This window comes from Intestinibacter sp. (genome assembly GCF_022780145.1).
Taxonomy (GTDB): domain Bacteria; phylum Bacillota; class Clostridia; order Peptostreptococcales; family Peptostreptococcaceae; genus Intestinibacter.
This window is the reverse complement of the sequence record NZ_JALEXO010000093.1, coordinates 1-20,278: the sequence shown is the minus strand read 5'-3', so window position 1 is coordinate 20,278 and position 20,278 is coordinate 1. Positions and strand designations below refer to the sequence as shown.

At 29.1% G+C, this 20,278-nt stretch carries 20 protein-coding genes; 5 read left to right on the top strand and 15 right to left on the bottom strand.

Annotated features, from left to right (window positions below; genetic code table 11):
• Positions 1-679, bottom strand: a 679-nt coding sequence (locus MR593_RS03410; RefSeq protein ID WP_290686935.1) for a pseudouridine synthase, incomplete at its 3' end; no start/stop codon positions are given.
• Positions 680-905: 226 nt separating this feature from the next.
• On the opposite strand from MR593_RS03410, the gene fba reads away from it, so the two are divergent.
• Positions 906-1,769, top strand: coding sequence for a class II fructose-1,6-bisphosphate aldolase (gene fba / locus MR593_RS03405; RefSeq protein WP_290686933.1), 864 nt, complete (start codon positions 906-908; stop codon positions 1,767-1,769).
• 109 nt (positions 1,770-1,878) lie between these two features.
• Here the strand turns inward: fba and MR593_RS03400 are convergent, their stop codons facing one another.
• The 8 genes from MR593_RS03400 to MR593_RS03365 form a co-directional block, all read right to left on the bottom strand.
• Complete coding sequence (locus tag MR593_RS03400) at positions 1,879-2,865, bottom strand: hypothetical protein (protein ID WP_290686931.1); 987 nt, start codon at positions 2,863-2,865, stop codon at positions 1,879-1,881.
• Between the two features lie 250 nt (positions 2,866-3,115).
• The gene (locus tag MR593_RS03395; RefSeq protein ID WP_290686929.1) at positions 3,116-3,601 is read right to left on the bottom strand and encodes a hypothetical protein; all 486 of its coding nucleotides are present in this window, start codon (positions 3,599-3,601) and stop codon (positions 3,116-3,118) included.
• Between the two features lie 33 nt (positions 3,602-3,634).
• Positions 3,635-4,192, bottom strand: coding sequence for a 5' nucleotidase, NT5C type (locus tag MR593_RS03390; protein ID WP_290686927.1), 558 nt, complete (start codon positions 4,190-4,192; stop codon positions 3,635-3,637).
• Between the two features lie 169 nt (positions 4,193-4,361).
• Positions 4,362-5,027 carry a hypothetical protein gene (locus MR593_RS03385; protein ID WP_290686925.1) on the bottom strand — a complete coding sequence of 222 codons (666 nt, stop codon included), beginning with the start codon at positions 5,025-5,027 and terminating at the stop codon, positions 4,362-4,364.
• 129 nt (positions 5,028-5,156) lie between these two features.
• The gene (locus MR593_RS03380; RefSeq protein ID WP_290686923.1) at positions 5,157-5,855 is read right to left on the bottom strand and encodes a metallophosphoesterase; all 699 of its coding nucleotides are present in this window, start codon (positions 5,853-5,855) and stop codon (positions 5,157-5,159) included.
• Positions 5,856-5,927: 72 nt separating this feature from the next.
• A complete protein-coding gene (locus tag MR593_RS03375) occupies positions 5,928-6,728 on the bottom strand; it encodes a GTP pyrophosphokinase (protein ID WP_290686922.1) in 801 nt (266 codons plus the stop codon).
• Between the two features lie 52 nt (positions 6,729-6,780).
• Complete coding sequence (locus tag MR593_RS03370; RefSeq protein WP_290686921.1) at positions 6,781-7,692, bottom strand: MBL fold metallo-hydrolase; 912 nt, start codon at positions 7,690-7,692, stop codon at positions 6,781-6,783.
• Between the two features lie 37 nt (positions 7,693-7,729).
• Entirely contained in the window at positions 7,730-8,455 is a 726-nt protein-coding gene (locus MR593_RS03365; RefSeq protein ID WP_290686919.1) for a YkgJ family cysteine cluster protein, read from the bottom strand.
• A gap of 86 nt (positions 8,456-8,541) precedes the next feature.
• Between MR593_RS03365 and MR593_RS03360 the strand changes: the two genes are divergently transcribed.
• On the top strand, positions 8,542-8,793 hold the full coding sequence (locus MR593_RS03360) for a hypothetical protein (protein WP_290686917.1): 252 nt from the start codon (positions 8,542-8,544) through the stop codon (positions 8,791-8,793).
• 217 nt (positions 8,794-9,010) lie between these two features.
• On the top strand, positions 9,011-10,177 hold the full coding sequence (locus MR593_RS03355; RefSeq protein WP_290686916.1) for a DUF5050 domain-containing protein: 1,167 nt from the start codon (positions 9,011-9,013) through the stop codon (positions 10,175-10,177).
• Between the two features lie 132 nt (positions 10,178-10,309).
• Here the strand turns inward: MR593_RS03355 and MR593_RS03350 are convergent, their stop codons facing one another.
• On the bottom strand, positions 10,310-11,389 hold the full coding sequence (locus MR593_RS03350) for an RICIN domain-containing protein (protein WP_290686914.1): 1,080 nt from the start codon (positions 11,387-11,389) through the stop codon (positions 10,310-10,312).
• A gap of 376 nt (positions 11,390-11,765) precedes the next feature.
• Here MR593_RS03350 and MR593_RS03345 point away from each other — a divergent pair, with 376 nt between their 5' ends.
• Complete coding sequence (locus tag MR593_RS03345; RefSeq protein ID WP_290686912.1) at positions 11,766-12,104, top strand: hypothetical protein; 339 nt, start codon at positions 11,766-11,768, stop codon at positions 12,102-12,104.
• Positions 12,105-12,470: 366 nt separating this feature from the next.
• Complete coding sequence (locus MR593_RS03340; RefSeq protein WP_290686910.1) at positions 12,471-14,066, top strand: putative manganese-dependent inorganic diphosphatase; 1,596 nt, start codon at positions 12,471-12,473, stop codon at positions 14,064-14,066.
• A gap of 224 nt (positions 14,067-14,290) precedes the next feature.
• On the opposite strand, the gene MR593_RS03335 is transcribed toward MR593_RS03340, so the two are convergent.
• The 5 genes from MR593_RS03335 to MR593_RS03315 all read right to left on the bottom strand — a co-directional run bounded on the left by MR593_RS03335 (position 14,291) and on the right by MR593_RS03315 (position 20,090).
• Positions 14,291-14,815 (bottom strand): peptidylprolyl isomerase, encoded by a 525-nt coding sequence (locus MR593_RS03335; RefSeq protein WP_290686936.1) that lies wholly within the window; start codon positions 14,813-14,815, stop codon positions 14,291-14,293.
• A gap of 88 nt (positions 14,816-14,903) precedes the next feature.
• Positions 14,904-15,668, bottom strand: a complete 765-nt coding sequence (locus tag MR593_RS03330) for a patatin-like phospholipase family protein (RefSeq protein WP_290686908.1) — start codon at positions 15,666-15,668, stop codon at positions 14,904-14,906.
• A gap of 55 nt (positions 15,669-15,723) precedes the next feature.
• Positions 15,724-17,964, bottom strand: coding sequence for a DUF3553 domain-containing protein (locus MR593_RS03325; RefSeq protein ID WP_290686907.1), 2,241 nt, complete (start codon positions 17,962-17,964; stop codon positions 15,724-15,726).
• Positions 17,965-18,058: 94 nt separating this feature from the next.
• The gene (locus MR593_RS03320; RefSeq protein WP_290686905.1) at positions 18,059-19,597 is read right to left on the bottom strand and encodes a PH domain-containing protein; all 1,539 of its coding nucleotides are present in this window, start codon (positions 19,595-19,597) and stop codon (positions 18,059-18,061) included.
• Positions 19,598-19,610: 13 nt separating this feature from the next.
• Positions 19,611-20,090, bottom strand: a complete 480-nt coding sequence (locus MR593_RS03315) for a PH domain-containing protein (protein WP_290686904.1) — start codon at positions 20,088-20,090, stop codon at positions 19,611-19,613.
• Positions 20,091-20,278 lie beyond the last annotated feature (188 nt).

The following is a 20,278-nucleotide window of genomic DNA, read 5'->3' as shown; positions in this document are numbered from 1 at the left end:
GATACTCGCCAAGAGCTAAACCTTCATCTAATTTTAGTTTGCCCATAGACAGTCTTTTTAAGTATACCACTTTTTTGCCTACACTCTCAAACATTCTTTGTACTTGGTGAAATTTTCCCTCGTGGATTGTCAGCTCTATCTCTGAAATGTCGTCGCTTTTTAATATTTCAAGCTCTGCCGGCATAGTTTCGTATCCATCATCTAATGTTACACCTTCAGCAAAAGCCTTTACATCTTCTTCTGTAACAACTCCTTCAACCTTTGCATAGTAAGTTTTTGGGACATGTTTCTTAGGTGATAATACTCTGTGTGCTAGCTGACCATCATTTGTAAGCACTAACAATCCTTCTGTATCCTTATCAAGTCTTCCAACTGGAAAAGGCTCAAAAATCAAAGCCTCTTTATCTATTAAATCTAAAACAATCGGATCTCTCTTATCAAATGTAGCTGATATATACCCATCAGGTTTATTTAACATCAAATATATAAACTCCTTATAAACTACCTTCTCTCCATCAAAAAGTATCTCGTCATTTTCCACATCGACTTGAACTCCTGGATTATTTATTACCTTTCCATTTACTTTTACTAATCCACTTTTACATAATTTTTTTAATTCACTTCTACTTCCATATCCTAGATTGGATAATATCTTGTCTATTCTTTGTTTTTTAGGCAATGCTTTTCCTCCCTTTCTTTATATTTATTATATATTATTTACTTATTAAGTATGTCGTTTATTGTCTTATCTAGCAAAATATTATATTCTACATAAATATATATTGTTCATATTTAATAAATTTTATAAATTTACATCTGTACGTTTTTACCTTTTAAGTATATAATATAATTGATGGGTAAGTGTTGTAAATTTTTAACTATTTTTTAATTTATGGAGGTACAAAATGTTAGTTTCTGCTAAAGATATGCTTATAAAAGCAAAACAAGGACACTACGCTGTAGGTCAATTTAATATAAACAACTTAGAATGGACAAAAGCTATATTATTAACTGCACAAGAAAATAATTCACCAGTTATATTAGGTGTTTCTGAAGGTGCAGGAAAATATATGGGTGGATATAAAACTGTTGTTGGAATGGTTGAAGGTATGTTAGAAGAATTAAACATAACTGTTCCAGTTGCTCTTCACTTAGACCACGGTTCTTATGAAGGTGCTAAAAAAACAATAGCTGCTGGATTCTCTTCAGTAATGTTCGACGGATCTCATTATCCAATCGAAGAAAATATAGAAAAAACTAAAGAAATAGTTGAATTAGCTCATTCTAAAGGAATATCAGTTGAAGCTGAAGTTGGTGCTATCGGTGGAGAAGAAGACGGTGTTGTAGGAAGCGGTGAAGTTGCTGATCCAGCTGAATGTAAACAAATAGCTGATTTAGGTATAGACTTCTTAGCTGCTGGTATAGGTAATATACATGGTAAATACCCTGCAAACTGGGCTGGATTAAACTTTGAAGTTTTAGGAAAAATAAACGAAGCTACAGGAGATATGCCATTAGTATTACACGGTGGTAGTGGTATACCTGATGAAATGATAAAAGAAGCTATATCTCTAGGTGTTGCTAAAATAAATGTTAACACTGAATGCCAATTAGTATTCGCTGATGCAACTAGAAAATACATCGAAGAAGGAAAAGACCAACAAGGTAAAGGATATGACCCTCGTAAATTATTAGCTCCAGGATTTGAAGCTATAAAAGTTTGTGTTAAAGAAAAAATGGAATTATTCGGTTCTATAGGACAAGCTTAATTATAAAAAGTTAAAAATGAGACAATCGGAAAGGGTTGAAGGAAGCTTCAACCCTTTTTTTATTTCTTACAGTTATATTTTAAACTAGAGCACATTATAAAAAATCTTACTAAATATTATACAAGCTCAATATATATTCTAAATCTACAAAAGGCTCTTCAGAAATAACTAAGTCCTTCTCTGATTTAACATGGTTTAGATGCTTTCCGAAAATCGCCTTTCTTATTACACTAGCAGAAAATTCTCCTTCTTCATCAAATAAATCCTTTCCTATACAATCGATATCCCATTCCTTTAAATGATTTTCTATATAAGGAGCATTTTCTTCTACGACATATAGTTTATCTACACTAGTAGCAAATTCTATCACCTTTTCCTCTGGTATAGGATTTACCACCTTTAAATCTAGATAAGAAACTGTATCGGCAAGTACCTCTTTTGTGTAGAAAGTACATATTCCAGAACAAATAAATCCTACTTTATCACTATTATGCTCAATTTTATTAAAATCATCGGTCTCCGAAATATTTCTACAAGCCTCTATTTTATCTTTTATGCTCATTTCCATCTGTTGAACATTAGAATTCTTCGGTTCATCGCATACGACTATACCTGAAGAGCATCCAACTCTAGCTGTAATCCTAAAAAGTACAGGCATTTTATAAGCTTTGCTGATTTCAAATGCTTTTATAAGCATATTTTTTGTATCTCTACTAGAGCCTGGTTCCATAACTAGTAGATTAGATGATTTTGCTTTTTCTCTATTGTCATTTATATCGTCCTTTGAAATCATCCCTGAATCATCAGTCAATATAACTACTAGTCCACCCTCAGTTTTTGTACCTATGTTTAATAAATTAGAATCCATCGTATTACAAAATGTCAGAGTTTTCTTTCCAGTATTAGAAATTCTTATCGCCTGCTCTATATTTACATTTTCACTTATAGACATCTCCACCTTTAGATCATCTTTAAAATCCTTTATCGATGCAAACAAGCTCGTCTTCAAAATAGAAGGATATGCACATATGACATCTACTCCTGCCTCGTAAATCCCTCTAGCAATAGATTCATTCCCAGTTAAAAATTTTCTCATAATTATTTACCACCTTAAAAAAATAAAATTATTATAAATTATAGCATTTTTTTACATAATTAAACATAAATCAAGAAAATTATCTGAAAATTCTTTATTAAAAAAGCGAGCCTCTAATTTGTAATAATTATAAATTTTAATTATTACAAATTAAAGGCCCGCAATTTTATTTTCTCATATTTACAAAATCTATAAACTATAGCTATTATTAAAAAACTATAGACCCAAATCTAATAAATTTATCAATTATCTAGCTATAGAATTTAGACGCACCTATTAATTGTCTCTTAGAAACAATTTTCGCAAGATTTTTTAAAGAAGCGATTTTAATATCTTCAAAGCTTACTAAAAATACAAATTTAAAATCAGTAAATTCTTGATTTATATTATATACTTCAAAATAACATTTTATATTGTCCATGCTATAAACATCTTGAAGTTCTGCTTCTATTTCATCTGTTGTGTCCTTTAAGAAACGTCTAACATCATCAAACATAATTTCAAAGAATGACTCGTCAACTGATTCTCCTAATTCTTCAATAGCTTCAAGTATTTCTGCTCTAGAAAATACCTTTTCTGATAATTCACAATCAAAAACCATTATGTTTTCTTGATTTATTGAATTAGATATATCTTGTAAATAACCAATATCTTGACGTTCTGCAAGAATGTCTTTTACCTCTTTACTATTTACGTGAAAGCTACCTTTTCGATTTTTTAATTTTAACTCTATCATTAAACTTCGCCTCCTTTGAGTAAGCTAACTTAATTATAGTCTATCAATAACACCTTTTATTTCTTTCCAGCAAGAAACTCTAATAATGTTTTCATGCTCTACATTTTTATTGTAGTTACAATCAATTAATATTACTTTTATACCACCGTCTGCAAGATGCAAAGCATTTCTCGGATGGTCTTCTATAAATATATCACATTTTAGCTCTTTGGCTTTATCAAGCTTTTTATCTGTTCCAAGTAAATAAAGAGGTACATGAGATAATTGTTGTTTTTTGAGCCAATTTCTTGTTATTTCTTCTAAATCAGCACTTCTTGCTGTTACAAAAGATAAATTATTCTCTTTATATAGTTCATCAATTACTTCCTTAGCTCCTTCAACAACCTTTGCTTCTGAATAAGAATTTAAATAATTTGAATGAAGTTTGTCTAACATACCTTCTAAAGTATCTCCATATAGTTCTGCCCAAAATACAGTTGTAAAATCTTCTTCAGTTAGATTTTTATTGTAAATACTGTTTAAGTAAGGCATATAATGGTATGGACTAGTAACTGTTCCATCAATATCAATACATATATTTAAATTTTTCATATTTTATCTCCCATTTTCTAAGAATTCATTATATCATATACTCTAGTATAATTCAAAAAAACATATATCTCCATACTAAAAAAAAATTTTATTAATTTGTAATAAATTCTGATAAAAAAAATTGAACATCTCAAACGTTTATAGTTGTCGATGTTCAAATTTTTTATTTTTAACTGTTTTCGATTTTTTTCTCTAAATTAGAAATTTTACTTTTATATTGATTTAATTTTTGATCTGAGTTATTTATATATTGTTTTACTTTAGGTATATAAGTAGTATTTTTTTCATTTAGTATTAAATTTACTTGTTCTACTGCCTTATATTTCATCTCGTATGCTTCCTTTACACATTGCAAGCATTCCTCTAATATCTGAGTATCCTCATGCTGTGATAGTTGTGGAACCTCCATATCATCGTAAATCTCGATGACTCTTTCACACATATACATAGCCTTCTCCACTTTCTTCTCCACACTATCTAAATCCTTTAGGTATGTTTGTATATCCTTTGTACATGATACGCAATCCTTTATTGGATTCAAAGCAATATCCTCTATATCTCTAACATCTCTTTTAAAATGCTTTATCTTCAATAAATCATCGTGCTTTTTATCTAAAGATAAATCAGAATCATTATAACTTACGACAAAAGCACTCTTCGTATCCTGCTCAATTTTCTTAATACCGCTTATATACATATTGCTTATAACTAAAGTCGTCGCCAAAACAACGTACATACAACCATAAATACAAGCCCTACTAAATTTCTTATAATTCCTAAAAAGAACCGTCAAAGGTATTAAATACAAAATTATAAATACTAATATCCATCTCATAGACCCATCTCCTTATCTATCGTCACAAATATATTAAGTTCCCATTTTAAATCAAACTTAAAATAATACAATGCATATTTTAGTATTTACAATTTTTATAAATATTAATCCATTATTTTTAAATTTTTATTAATCCAATACCTTAACTAATTTAAAATCCAGATAATCACTAGATGCAAGAATGTATTCTATTCCATTTCTAATCCCTTTAAGTCCCATATCAAATGATTCTTTGCCATGTAGATGCCCGTATATCACTTTTTTAACACCGTACTTTTCATATAGCTTAGTAAATTCTGATTCTTCTAGTTCGTCATTTGTAGGTGGATAATGAGTTATGGCTATTAGATTTTGATGTCCTGCATTTACAGCTGCTTGTATCGACATTTCTAATCTCATAACTTCTCTTTTATATATTTTCATATCATTTTCATCAAACTTAACTTCATTTGGACAAAGCCAACCTCTACTTCCACATATAGCGTAATCACCGTATGTGAAATATCCGTTTTGTATAAAATTCATGTCGTCATCTTGATACATGGCATTTACTTTAGAAAGCGAGGCCCACCAATAATCATGGTTACCTTTTATAAAAATTTTCTTGCCCGGAAGCGCCTTAACTATATCTAAATCGGCCTTTGCCTCTTGTAAATTCATAGCCCAAGAAGTATCCCCAAGAACCAACACTGTATCCTCATCGCCGACTACTTCTCTCCAATTTGTAATTATTTTTTCCTCGTGATTATCCCAGTTATCGCCAAATATATTCATCGGCTTGGGATTTTCCGTAGAAAAATGCAAATCGCCTATTGCGTATAAACTCATAAATCGATCTCCTTTCATCAATCTTTTTTATAATTTAAAAGCTGTCTCAAAATTTAAGACAGCCCCCTCCTGTTATTTTTCTATTCTATGCGTTTTAAAATCTTCTAAAATATAATCTATTTCTTCTTTCAAAGCAACTATTTCATCTATATCTCTCTCACTATCTATCTTGTCCAATCGTCTTTGATATTTAAGAGCACTGCTTATTTCTCCTAGATTATAAAGCTCTTGTATTTTCTTAAGCACATCCTTTAATGTAACAGACTTCGCTTGATACATCACTTGAGCCTTCATTATATCCTCTCTTATTTCACTCATTTCCTCATCCAATAAAAACGCTGCATCTGCCGCTTTTCTCAGTCTCAATGCGACATTTTCTGGTATGTAATGCTCGTATTTATATTTTAGAGAATGCTCGATAGTTGCCCAGAAATTCATAGCAAGAGTTCTTATTTGTATTTCGCAATTTATCTCCTTTGACCCTGCAATTGAATTTATAGGATATTTTATTATTAAATGATAGCTTCTATATCCGCTTTCCTTGAAATTAGTGATATAGTCCTTTTCATTTATAACAGTCATATCTGTTCTATTTTTGATTAAGTCTACAATAGTATATATATCCTCAACAAACTGACACATAATTCTTATGCCAGCGATGTCATCTATATTTCCTTCTATATCATTGACATCTAGTCTATTTGCCTTAGATATTATAGAAGAAATCTTTTTAGTTCTCCCCGTAACAAATTCAATAGGAGAATACTCACCCTTAGTTAAAAATTCTTTTCTTATGTTTTTAAATTTTACTTTAAGTTCTTCAACTGCATGTTGGTAAGGAGCTAATATTTCATCCCATTTTTCGTAATTCATATTATTCACCCTTCGTCCAATAATTTAACAACCACAACTATTTTACCATAATTTATTTTGTTTTTGTATAGTAAAGCAAATCTGAATCCTTTAATTCATAATCTATTTCATCTAAATCTGCTAAATAGCTAATAAAAGATACTAATGAGGTTCTAAAGAAGTAGTATTCTTTATAATTATAGGTCAAATTATTATCCTTTATTATTTTTTTAAGTAAAGTTTCTATATTCATAGGAGCTTTTAGATTTTCTCTTATTTGATTTAGATATTTGTACACAGCTTCTCTATGCTTTCTTATCGAAATAGTAGCATCCTGCTTATCTAAAACATATTTGCCGTGAGCTAATACTAAATAATCAAAATCCAATAATTGAACTTTATTTAAGGAATTTAAATATTCATTTACATCATATAATAATAAGAAGTCGTATTTACTTAATGTTTCTTCACCTATTAACAAATCTCCTGCAAATAAAACTCTATCCTTTGTTAGGATTCCTACACTTCCAGGAGTATGCCCCTTTAGACTAATAACTTCAAAATTTTCTCCTTCTATATTTAAAATTCCTTCACTTATTGTTTTATCAATCAGCACGCTTTCGTTTTTTCTATGCGAAAGCTTTGCAATAAGGAATTTGTTGCTTTTTCCTCCCAAAATAAAATCCGAAAATAAATCTGGTCTTTCTATAAATAGCTTTGCATATTCTGAAGCTAAAATCTCAATATTTTTATCACTGGATTTTAGCTGAGCACATCCACCGTAGTGGTCCTCGTGCTCATGCGTATTTATAATATATTTTAATCTTATATTCTCATTTTCAAACATCTCGAGCATCTTTTTAGGTCTCAAACCGCTAAGTCCAGGGTCGATTAACAATGCATCGTTATTTTCAAATAAATACACACCTGTATTAGTTCCACCTTTTACAAAATATGTATTTCCTAAAACCTTCTGTAATTTCATAAAGCTACACCCCTTGTAAAATTTCAGTCTTTTTCTATTATATCATGTAAATTTTCTTGATTCTATCTACTACCTTTGTATTATTTTCCTTAGTTATTCTAATTTTAATCTTATATGCAAAATCAGAATTCATCAGATACTCTATAAAATATTCAACTATGCCCCTATCTCTATAATCAATATCGATAAGTCCACTTCCCAAAATCCTAGAATCTAAGCTCATTACTTCATCACAAAAACTCAGCCTACTTTGCTTAGATAAATAATCTAATTCTGGCTTAAACTTTTCGCAGTATTTTATAGAAAAACTTAAAACCTCTTCGCTTATATCTATATCGTACATCTCTTTGATAGCATCTTTATACTCCATATTTTGTTTGATCACTCTCTGTAAGTTCTTATTGTAATCCTTCTTCTCCCAATGACCAAACAATCTACAATTCAGAGGTCTAACTTCGTATATCAAGCATCTATTGTTATCGTCCTTAAAAGGGCATGAGTTCTTTTTTAATAGTTCTAAAAAGTAATAGTCGATTATTTTATCAATAGAAGCTCTCCTAAGCTCATTTCTATCCATTAAATACTTATATATATTTAAAAATTCGATTAAATTTATACCTACAGACTCCATACAACAATTGCCGCATCCACTGCAATCACCCTTTGGCAGCTTAGAATATATATCATTTAATTTTTTAAAGTACCCTTTTTTCTCGCAAAATTCTATACTTTCTAGTATTTGAGATTTTTTTATACTAGTCATAACATTCTCCTCTTGTTATAATTATTTAGTTAATACAAAAACTTATTATAACACATTTTTGACTATAAATATCAGGAGGCAACCAAATGAATAGATATACTAAAATTATCAACATGATGGAAAGTTATTTTACTAAGGATTTTGAAAAAACTAAAAAAGGATTCACTAAAGTTAGAGAAGTTAAAGAAGAAACTGTAAGAAAAGCATTTTTAAAAGGAAACTGTGAGGTTTTAGTAATACTTGAAGACTCTGATAGAGAGATATTACTAGACGACTTTTCTTCTGATGAAGATATAAAAAAATACTTAGGTGCATCTTTCATAAATCCAAAGAGATAGTACATTTCTAAATATAAAATACAAATCCATAAGTCTAATGTTTTTGCTATAGTTAATTACAATTTTTCTATAGCAAAAACAAAATGTTATCACTTAATACAATTCTGTTTCTTTTTTGTTTCCAAATTAATCCATTCGCTGTGATACAATATTAAAAAGTGTCTATTGAATAAATATATATTAAGTTAGTAAATAACAAACAATAGGAGGAATTACTATGAAAACGTTTAAAAAAATTCTAAGTATTGCAGTAGTAGTTTGCATGATAATATCTACAACTGGATTATTCCAAAACGTAGATGCTGCTAGTGTATACGGAAATTCTAATTCCAACATAAATAATGGTGGAGTAGCTGCTTATAAAGATGGCTATAATTATGTAAGATCATCTAAGCCAACTAACGTTCTTATGACATCTTACAATCTATACAAAATAAAAGGAACTAGTTCTACTAAAAAAACTATCGCAACTAATGCTTACTTAATGACTTCTATAAATGTAGTTGGAAACTATGTTTATTATCTAGGTACATATAATAGTGGACAAAGCGTTGGTATATATAGAGTTAAAACTGATGGTACTGGAAAAACTAGACTAATCGGTGATGTTGAAAGTCCTTTTATGGTAAAAGACACTGGTATATACTACATAAAATCAACTGATGAATATGACAAGCTATGTTATTATAGCATTTCATCTAAAAAGACAACTAAAACTCTTTATACTACAACTACAAGAACTATAGATGCTTTATCTATTTCTGGTAACTACGCATATATACTTGCAACAGGATATGAAAACCAATTAATCTACAAAATAGACACAAATACTAAAGCAAGAACTACACTTAAAAAGTTAGTTACTTACACATATGACGATGAAGATTATGATGACGAAGATTACGATGATTCAGATATAGATCTTGATGATTTCGATGAAGATTTTGATTGGGATGATTTTGAAGACTATGATGATGAAGAATATTCTATAGATGAAATGATTTACTATCAAGGATATATCTATTACATAGTTTCAGATTATGATGGTACAGAAGTTTATAAAATGACTGCTGATGGTAAAAATGAAACTAAAATAACTTCTTTAACAACTACTTCAATGAACCTATATAATGGTAAAATCTACTATGTAAACGCTAATAACAGTATCTGCCGTATGGACTTAAATGGAAAAAACAGAACTACTCTTAGAAAAGCTACAGATACAGATACAAAGCTTACATTAGCAAACGTTGGAATATGCACAGGAAATAGTAGAATATACTATATGTCATTAGAAATGGGAATTACAAGTGAAGGCGCTTACAGTGCAGCTATAAATGTTTATAGAACAAAATTAGACGGAACTTCTAGAAGCAAAATATAATTAATTTTTACATAAAAAAGTCACACTAATACTTAAGGAAGGGAGTATATACAAATTGTATATACTCTCTTCTTTTGTAAAAAAAAAGATGTACAATTTAAAATTGTACACCTTGCTATATCTAACATATTTTTATTTTACGAAATGAACTGCTCCATTTATTCCACCGTAGTTACTTGCGAAATAATTAGTAAATTCACTTACTGATTTTACTATTACACTACCTTCTGGCATTCCGTTGTATGTATAATTATCAGAGTAGTATACTTTTCCATCTATTATCGCATGTATAAATAAAACGTGTCCTACAGAGCTTGAAGATCTATAGCTTTTTGGGAAGCTTACAACTATGTTATATACATTTTTTCCGTTGTTTGCATTTATTATCTTTGTAAGACAACTTCTTCCTGAATATTTCTTTTGAACGTATCCTGTACTAGTTGTAGCATTTGCTCTTAAGTTATAATACCAGCCACTACCATTCCAATATGTATCTGGAACTTGGTATATCTTTAATGCTCTAAGTTGAGAATAAACATATAAAGAACATTGATGAGCAAAATTACTTCTTCCTGCTATTGATTTAGCCTTTTTATATGTAGAAGCTATTTGGCTTTTTATTTGGCTTACACTTTTATTATCTGTTGAAACAGTTTCTTCTGCTTCTGAACCACTTGATACTTTTTCTAATGTCCATATTTGTTTAGTACTTCCACTTGAGTAAGTTTTAACACATACATTAGAACCGTTAGTACTTCCAGTAGCTGCTAAAACACAATTGTCATTGCCTGCTGAGCGAATAACATATCCCTTTGATACTTTTTGTAATACCCATAATTGAGTTCCATCACCACTTGAATCTTTAGAATATATATTTACATTAGAACTAGATTGTACACTACTTCCTTTAACATTTACTACTTTAGTTGAAGCACATTTTGGAGATAGCCAGTATTGTCCTGATAATTTGCTTATTTTAAATGTTTGTCCTGATGTTCCATCTTTAGTGTATATATTTACATTTGTTCCATTACTACTTCCGCTGCCTGCAACATTTAAATATTTTCCACTATATACATTTTTTATACGATATGATCCTGTTGATATACTCGATGCTGTATATGCATCAACTGTAGTTGGAACTGCAACCTGACAAACTATAGTACAAGCTATTAATATCGTACACACAAGCCTCTTCACTATATTTTTCACTTTTCCGATTCCTCCTAATTTTATATAAATTTGTTACAATTTTTTTCTGTCATTGTAAATTTTGTAACTTTTTTGTTACTTTTATAATATATTAAATAACAATTTATGTCAACATTGTAAGTTTTATCTTTTTTTAAATTTTTTTATTTTATATGTATATAATTTATAAATTTGACCCATAATACTAATGTAATTTAAATATTTAACTCAATCTCCCCCAATTTAATTGAGCTTTCATTCCCCCAAATGAAAGCTCTTATTTTTTAATCAACCTATTTGAATTACTCGATTACAATAATAAGTTTAAATATACTTGATAAAATTTACATTAATATGTTAAGTTAGATATTAATTATATATAAATTCGGAGGAACTAATGATAAAAATAGGTAAAATAAATTTAGATTGTGATTTTGAATATAGAATAATCAGAGAAGAAGATGACGATTTAGATATATACGTAGATGTAAATTATAGATGCCTAGATATAGATATAGGTGAATCTAGTTTTTTTAATTCTAGAATACAGTTTCCATATGTAAGATCTATATTACTTAGAATAAATAAAAATATGGAAACTATAACAGTTCATTTAATGAGAGATATAGATCTTTTTTCTGCATTTGCAAATTTTGAACTAGATTTATCTAACCATATTCTCTCTATAAAAAATAAATACGAAAAAGTAATATTTTCTAAGATAAAAATAATCTAAATAAAACAAAATTGGGGGCCTTAATAGGCCCCCGTATAAAAATGTATTACTTATACTATAACACTTTTATTGTTTTCAGTCAATATTTTCCGAAAATTCTATAATTTTAGCTTATTATACAATTTGTATTTATAATTGCCATATTATCTATATTAATATACTTATTTATTGTATAATATAAAATAGACTTTTATAACAAATATCAAACTTAATTTATACATTATTTTTTTTATATGGTCAAATATTGTTTCCTATTTGTTATAATAAATTTATTAATTAATATATTTTTACGGATTAGTTTAATCCTCATTTTAAAAAGAATATATTCTTATTAATTTTTTTAGATAGTTGAAAGGAGTTATTTATATGAGTTTATTAGTTTTTGGACATAAAAGTCCAGACACAGATTCCATATGTTCTGCTATTTCATTAGCATACTTAAAAAACAAATTAGGAGTTGAAGCTACTCCTTATGCTTTAGGAGAAATAAGAAAAGAAGCTCAATATGCTTTAGATTATTTTAATGTTAAAGCTCCTGAAGTTCTTGAAGATGTAAAAATCCAAGTTAAAGATTTAAACTATGATAAAGTAAAATCTTTAAAACCTAGCGATTCAGTATTAAATGCTTATAATACAATGATAGAAAAAGGAACTAAAACTTTACCAGTTGTTTCAGTTGATGGAAAATTCGAAGGTATAATAACAATGGTAGAAATAGCTAAAAGCTTAATGTATCAACATTTCAGAAAAGTTAATATACCTCTAGAAAATGTTTGTTATAACTTAAAAGGTGAAGTATTAGTAAAATGCAACGAAACTTTCAGTGGTAGAGTAACTACTTTATCTTATGGAATAGAAGAAATCATGAATCTTTTAGGTGAAGGAGACATCGCTATAGTTGGTAACAGATACGATATAATAGAATACGCTATAGATACTAAGGTTGCATTATTAATATTAACAGGAAAAGCAACTCTTAATGATGAATTAACTGCACTTGCAAAAGCTAACAATGTTACAGTTATATCTGTTGATGTTGACACTTATACAGCTTCAAACTTAATAAATCAATGTGCAGAAATCGAAGACATCATAACTAGAGATAACCTAGTTTCATTCAACGAAAACGACTACGTTGACGATATAAAACAAACTATGATAGATACAAACTTCAGATCTTATCCAGTTGTTGATGATGATGGTCAATTCTTAGGACTTGTTGGTAGAAAACATTTATTAAATCCATCTAAGAAAAATGTAATATTAGTTGACCACAACGAATTTGCTCAAAGTGCAGATGGTATAGAACAAGCAAACATAGTTGAAATAATCGACCACCATAAAATAGGCGGTATATCTACTGATTTACCAATATCAGTTAAGGTTTCTCCAGTTGGATGTTGTTCAACTATAATATACAATTTATACAAAGAAAAGAACGTAGAAGTTCCTAAAGATATAGCTGGATTATTATTATCTGCAATATTATCAGATACATTAATATTCAAATCTCCAACTACTACTGAATTAGACAAAGAAGCTGTTTTCGAATTAGCTAAAATAGCTGGTGTTGACTACGAGGCTTATGGAATGGATATGTTCAAGGCTGGTACTTCTTTAGATGAATATTCTATAGAAGAAATAGTTAATATGGACTTCAAAGAATTTAATATGAGTGGAAATAAAGTTGGTATAGGACAAGTTATGACTCTAGATATAGATTCTATATTAAACAAAAAAGATGAATACTTATCATATATAAATTCTACTGAATATGATATGTTAGTATTAGCTATAACTGATATAATCAAAGAAGGTTCTTACCTACTATACAAAGCTAATGATTCAGTAATATCTGAAGCATTCGGTGTAGACGCAGATCAAGGTGTATTTGCTGATGGTGTAGTTTCTAGAAAGAAACAATTAGTACCAAAATTAACTAACGCTGTAAAAAATATGTAATTTAATAAAAGCCCATTCTCATAAAAATTGAGGATGGGTTTTATTTTTACCAAAAAGAAAGAAAAGCTATTGCAAATATATTAATTCACAATAACTTCTCTCATTATCTACAGTTTATATTTTGCCTTGTCACTCAGGTGTATATTTTTTGTGTTTTTAAGACTCTTTAAACTATTTTAAATGATGTTTATACAAATGTAAATAGTATTTTATTGCCAAACTAATTACATTTTTTCAACTTCTGGATATTCAACTCCGAAAGTTTCTACTGTCATAGTTTTTATTCTTTGGTCTTCAAGTGGTTTATCCATTCTATTTACTTTAACTGAAGCTATTTTATCTACAACGTCTAATCCTTCTATTACTCTACCAAATGCAGCGTATTCTCCGTCTAGATGAGGAGCTTTTGCATGCATTATAAAGAATTGAGAACCTGCACTGTTTGGTTGCATAGTTCTAGCCATTGATAATACGCCTTTTTCATGTTTTAAATTGTTTGTAAATCCATTGCTTGAGAATTCTCCAGCTATAGAGTATCCTGGGCCACCCATACCATTTCCATTAGGGCATCCACCTTGTATCATAAATCCTTTTATAACTCTGTGGAATATTATTCCATCATAAAATCCGCTTTTTACTAAGCTTATAAAGTTGTTTACTGTGTTAGGAGCTATATGTGGGTATAATTCTGCTACCATTTTGTCTCCGTTTTCCATTTCTATAGTAACTATAGGGTTTTTAGTTTCCATGTCTATTTCTTTCCTTTCTTTTTGAGTTTTCATACTTTATTATATACCATTTTTTCTAAAAATAAATCCTAATTTTAACAAATACCATTTATTTTTCTAATAAGCTTAAATTGAAATTTTGTCCTATTTTATATCCTTCTTCGTACAATTTTGAGCAAATTTCTTTTGAGAAATTCAACATCTGTTTGTTATCTATTTGTGTCTCTGGTGAAATTATAACAACCTTACTATTATCTATTTTTTCCATAACTCTATCTGGCAATTTGAAATTATGTCTTGTGGATATTATTAATATTTTATCCACATTATCCTCAACTAATGGATCTATGTATGTATTTCGTGCCATGCCCCCATCTAGATTAAATCCATCAAATTTTCCTGCTGCTATATATTTTCTAAGCTCATCCGCTGAAAACAGCCTCCCTTCTTGATGATAGGGCAATGCACAGCTATATTTTATGTAATCAACTCTAGTTTTGTGGTCAAATTTTGATATATCCACAATCACTTCTTTGCCGTTTTTTTCCTTTACTTGTAGATAATTCACGTAAAATTTCGAATTATTTTTTGTATTATTGTCATTTAGTTCGTATAATAAATCTAAATCTTCACTGTTGTCTATAATGTTATCAACAGATTTAAATTGTTTTTTAGCTAATTTTTGATTAGTTATCCACATATTTTTCATTTTATCCACATTTTCTGTGTATAAGTAATAACCATTGATCGCTCCTATAGATGTACACGCGTATGAATCGTATTTTTTTATACCCCTATCATATAGTGATTCCAACACTCCTGCTTGAAACGCTCCCTTTGCACCTCCACCTGGAAGGCATACTCCTATACTCACTTTTGTCACTCCTATCATAAATTTGAGGGATGATTATCCATCCCTCAAGTTGTATTTATTTAATTAAATCTATCGTAGTGTATTCCTTATTTATAGTCTTAATTCCTTGATTATCAAAAGCTATAGTTATATCTGAACCCTTTAAAGCGACTACTGTACCTATTCCAAACTTAGGATGATGAACCTTACTTCCTAATTTTATGTTATCGACATCTACTACATCTGTCTTTTCCTTTATTGTCGCATTTGCTTTTTTAGCCATCTTCGCTTTATTTGCATTGTTCATATATTTTTTAGTGTATTTATCTAACATATTATAGCTTGCCTTCGAATATGAAACTTCCTTTTGAACCTTATTAAGTCTTTCCACACGATCCTCTGGAAGCTCTTCTATGAATCTAGATGCAACAGAATGATTAGTTCTACCGTATAAAGTTCTCTTGTTTGTCATGGTCATAAATAGCTCTTCCTTAGCCCTAGTTATACCAACGTAACAAAGTCTTCTTTCTTCTTCAATTTGAGTATCCTGCATAGATGCTATGGCTCTTGCTATAGGGAATAATTTTTCCTCCATACCACTTAAAAATACTACTGGAAACTCTAGCCCCTTAGCTGAATGTATAGTCATCAAGGAAACTCTATCTGCATGTTCCTCTTCATCGCTAGGCTCTGATGTAAGCGCTACGTTAGTTAAAAATGATTCTAAGCTAGTATCTTCATTTTTGCTTTCAAATTCCATAGCTACAGATATAAATTCTTTTAAGTTTTCTATTCTGTCCTGTGATTCTTCACTCTTATCTTTTTCTAGTTCGTCTACATATCCTGTAATATCCATAACTTTTTCAATCATCTTACTTGCAGGATATATTTCCTTTAAGCTTCTAAACGTAGACATCATATCTACAAAGCTGTTTATGCTCGCTTTTGCCTTTCTAGATATATCCGAATTTCCATCTATATCTATTAGTACTGAATATAAGCTTTCTTCCTTTAAGCTAGCTCTGTCTTCTATTTTTTCTATAGTTCTAAGACCTATACCCCTTCTAGGAACGTTTATTATTCTCTTTAGAGATATATCATCCTGTGGGTTTTGTATAACTCTTAAATACGCCACCATGTCCTTTATTTCTTTTCTTTCATAGAACTTAGTTCCACCGTAGATATTGTACGGAATTTGGCTTCTATTTAAAGCATCTTCTATTGGTCTAGCCTGTGCATTTGCTCTATATAAAACAGCAAAATCTCTATATTCTCTCTCCTCAGCTCTGACCATTGTAGCGATAGTATTTGCTATAAATTCTGCTTCATTTACTTCATCCTCGGCAAGCTGAATTTTTATCAATTCGCCTTCCTTCTTTTCACTCCAAAGCTTCTTTCTCTTTCTCTCTATGTTGTTTTGAATTAGTAAATTTGCCGCATCTAGTATAATTTGAGTAGATCTGTAGTTTTGCTCTAGCTTTATTACATGTACATTATCGTAGTCCTTCTCAAATTCAAGTATATTTCTAATATCTGCGCCTCTCCAGCCGTATATACTTTGGTCGTCGTCGCCAACTACACATATATTTTGATGTCCCTTTGCAAGCATTTTAATAAGCTCATATTGAGCTCGACTCGTATCTTGGTACTCATCGACCATTATATATCTAAATCTATTTCTGTAAAATTCTAGAACATCTTCATGCTCTCTAAATAGTTCTACAGTTTTTGCTATTAAATCATCGAAATCAAGAGCACTATTTCTCTTTAAACGATCCTGATAAAGCGCATAGATATCTGCAATTTTTGTTTTTGAAAAATCACCCTTATGTATTTCCCTAAATTGCTTAGGGCTTATAAGCTTATCCTTTGCATTTGAAATTATGCTAATTACAGTTTTAGGCTCTATAGCCTTTTCACTGTAATTTAACTCTCTCATACAATCCTTGATAAGAGTAATCTGATCCGCACTATCGTATATAACGAAGCTTCTATTATATCCGATTTTGTTTATTGCTTTTCTAAGTATTCTTACGCAACAAGAGTGGAATGTAGTTATCCACATTGCACTAGTATCTTCGTCCTTTAGAGTTTCATCTACCCTTTCTCTCATCTCATTTGCCGCTTTATTAGTAAAGGTTATCGCCAAAATATTTTCAGCCTTGACCTTTTTTACTTCCATAAGATATCCTATTCTAGTAGTTAAAACTCTAGTTTTTCCTGAACCTGCACCAGCAAGGATTAATATCGGTCCTTCTGTCTGTTCAACAGCCTCCCTTTGGGCAGGATTCAGCATCTCAATTGTATCTAAAATCATGATTTTCCTCCGTTTCTAATAAATATATTATTTAGAGTATAGACATATTTTAGACTATCTAATAAATAATTAAAAGGTATTTACTTTAAAAAATTTAAATCTTATCTACTAATTCGTTAAAAATTTTTTCATCATAATAATCTATTACTTTGTCATTTACAGCACTTCCAGCTAATATATATATTTCTCCGTGATTTAAACCTAAGCTTTTGCTTACAGGTCCTTGTTTAATGTCTATATATTGAATTTTTCTATACTGAATTATATTTATTCTTTTAGAAAACCTACCTGACATAATTGAAACGAAACTATCTCCCAAATAAATTCCAGCAGTTTTATATTTCATAAAATAATAAACAATTAAAAATAATATCAATACCACATTGGCAATTATTATAATTTTCATATTTCTAAATAAATTTAATTCATATATTGTAGCTATTATTAAATCGATTACACCTACTATCATAATTGATTTTATAAAGCTTATTGAAAAAATTTTATTTGACTGTTTTTCAAAATTCTTATCTATATCTAACTTAAACTCTGGCAATAATAAATCAAATTTTTCTAAAAGAACATCCTTGCTTTCAAACAATGTTATTTGAGATGATTCATTTTCATTATCGCTAATGCCAATTACATCTACATCTATTTTGTATTTATTAAAAATTCTACCCAAGATACTTTGATTTATATTTAAACCGTTTATTCTATCCACTAAAATAGAGTATTCCACTTGCTTAAAAAGTCCATAATTTAAATATATTTTGTCGCCTTTTCTACTTACTTTAAAATTATAATATTTTACGTAATCTCCAAATATATTTTTGAATATAGCACCAAAGTTTGCAACTATTATTAAAATTTCAACTAAAATACTCCATATTGATTTATAGCTTTCACCGAAGCTAAGTACAACTAAACCTACAAATATACAGATATTCACAAACAATCCCAATATACTTATATTATACAAACAATGCTTTAACACATCTGATGATGAATATTCGATATCATATGATATATCTGATGCTTCATACTTATTACTGTAAGCTATGTTATTGTTGTATTTATTAAAATCAGATTCTCCTTCACAGCTTTCTGCATTTATAGCAAAATCTTCATCACAAACTTTACTTCTTAAATTTTCGTTATTTTGATTTATAACTTCCAGTATTGTTCTTTTAAACTCATCAGCAATGTTCTTTTTCAATACAATTTCGATATCTGTTTGATCTGCAGTAGATAAGCTATCTGTGTCTATTTTGACCTTGCAGGTAGATATGATTCTTTCAAATAAATTTTGCTCTATATTTATATTCGCAATATTTTTTATTCCAAATGTATTTATCTTTTTATTTATAGTATTTCTCTCTATTATGATAGTACCTTGATCAATACTTATATAAGTTTTTCTCCATACCAAAATGTTGTAAATAGCATCTATCACTAAAATTATAAGTCCCACTAATAAAAGCCATTTAATGTGTCCAAAATCCTCAAAATTTCCTGTATCAATAAATTTTTTTAAATCATCTAAATTAGGTATTAAAATTATTATAAAAAATCCTATAATACCACTTATTTTTTCTAAAATAATACTTGGATGGCATCTAAATTTATTTTCCATAATGAAACGCCTCCTATAAATCTGCATTTTTTTCATCTATGGCGATTTGATTAATTTTATCCTTAAGTGAATCAACTATAAAGTTAGCCTTTTCATCTTCTAAAAAAGAAATTGTAACATCCCCACCTGCAGTAGTCACTATTACCTTTGAAAGTCCAAAAATATTATCTATAGGACCTTTTTCGATTGCGATTTTATGAAGTCTCTCTATTGGAACGATATTTCTCTCTGTAAATATAAATCCTTCTTTGACATCTATTCTATCCTTTGTTATACAATATCTATATTTTTCATATCTAATCTTTGGTGAAGCTAATAAATACACCAAATCCACAACAAATAATCCCAGCATAACGCCTTGAACAACTGTAGGAAGAATATTTTTAAAATTCCACCATACAGCAAATAAAATAGCTGTAACTATTATAAATTGAACTAAAGTCCCTAAAAACATACATTTTATAGCTTTTTTATTTAATTTTTGATATTCCAAACTTCTCACCTTCTTTTCATAATATAAAAGAATACGCTTTCTTATACATTAAAAAATATACGCTTTTGCTAATAATTTAAGACTATTAGCAAAAGGTATATTTTTTTAATCTAATATTTACTTTTTTATTCTAAATTAAGCTTTTTGTTTAATAATGTAGTTGTTCCAAAGAACAAAGCTACTGCAAT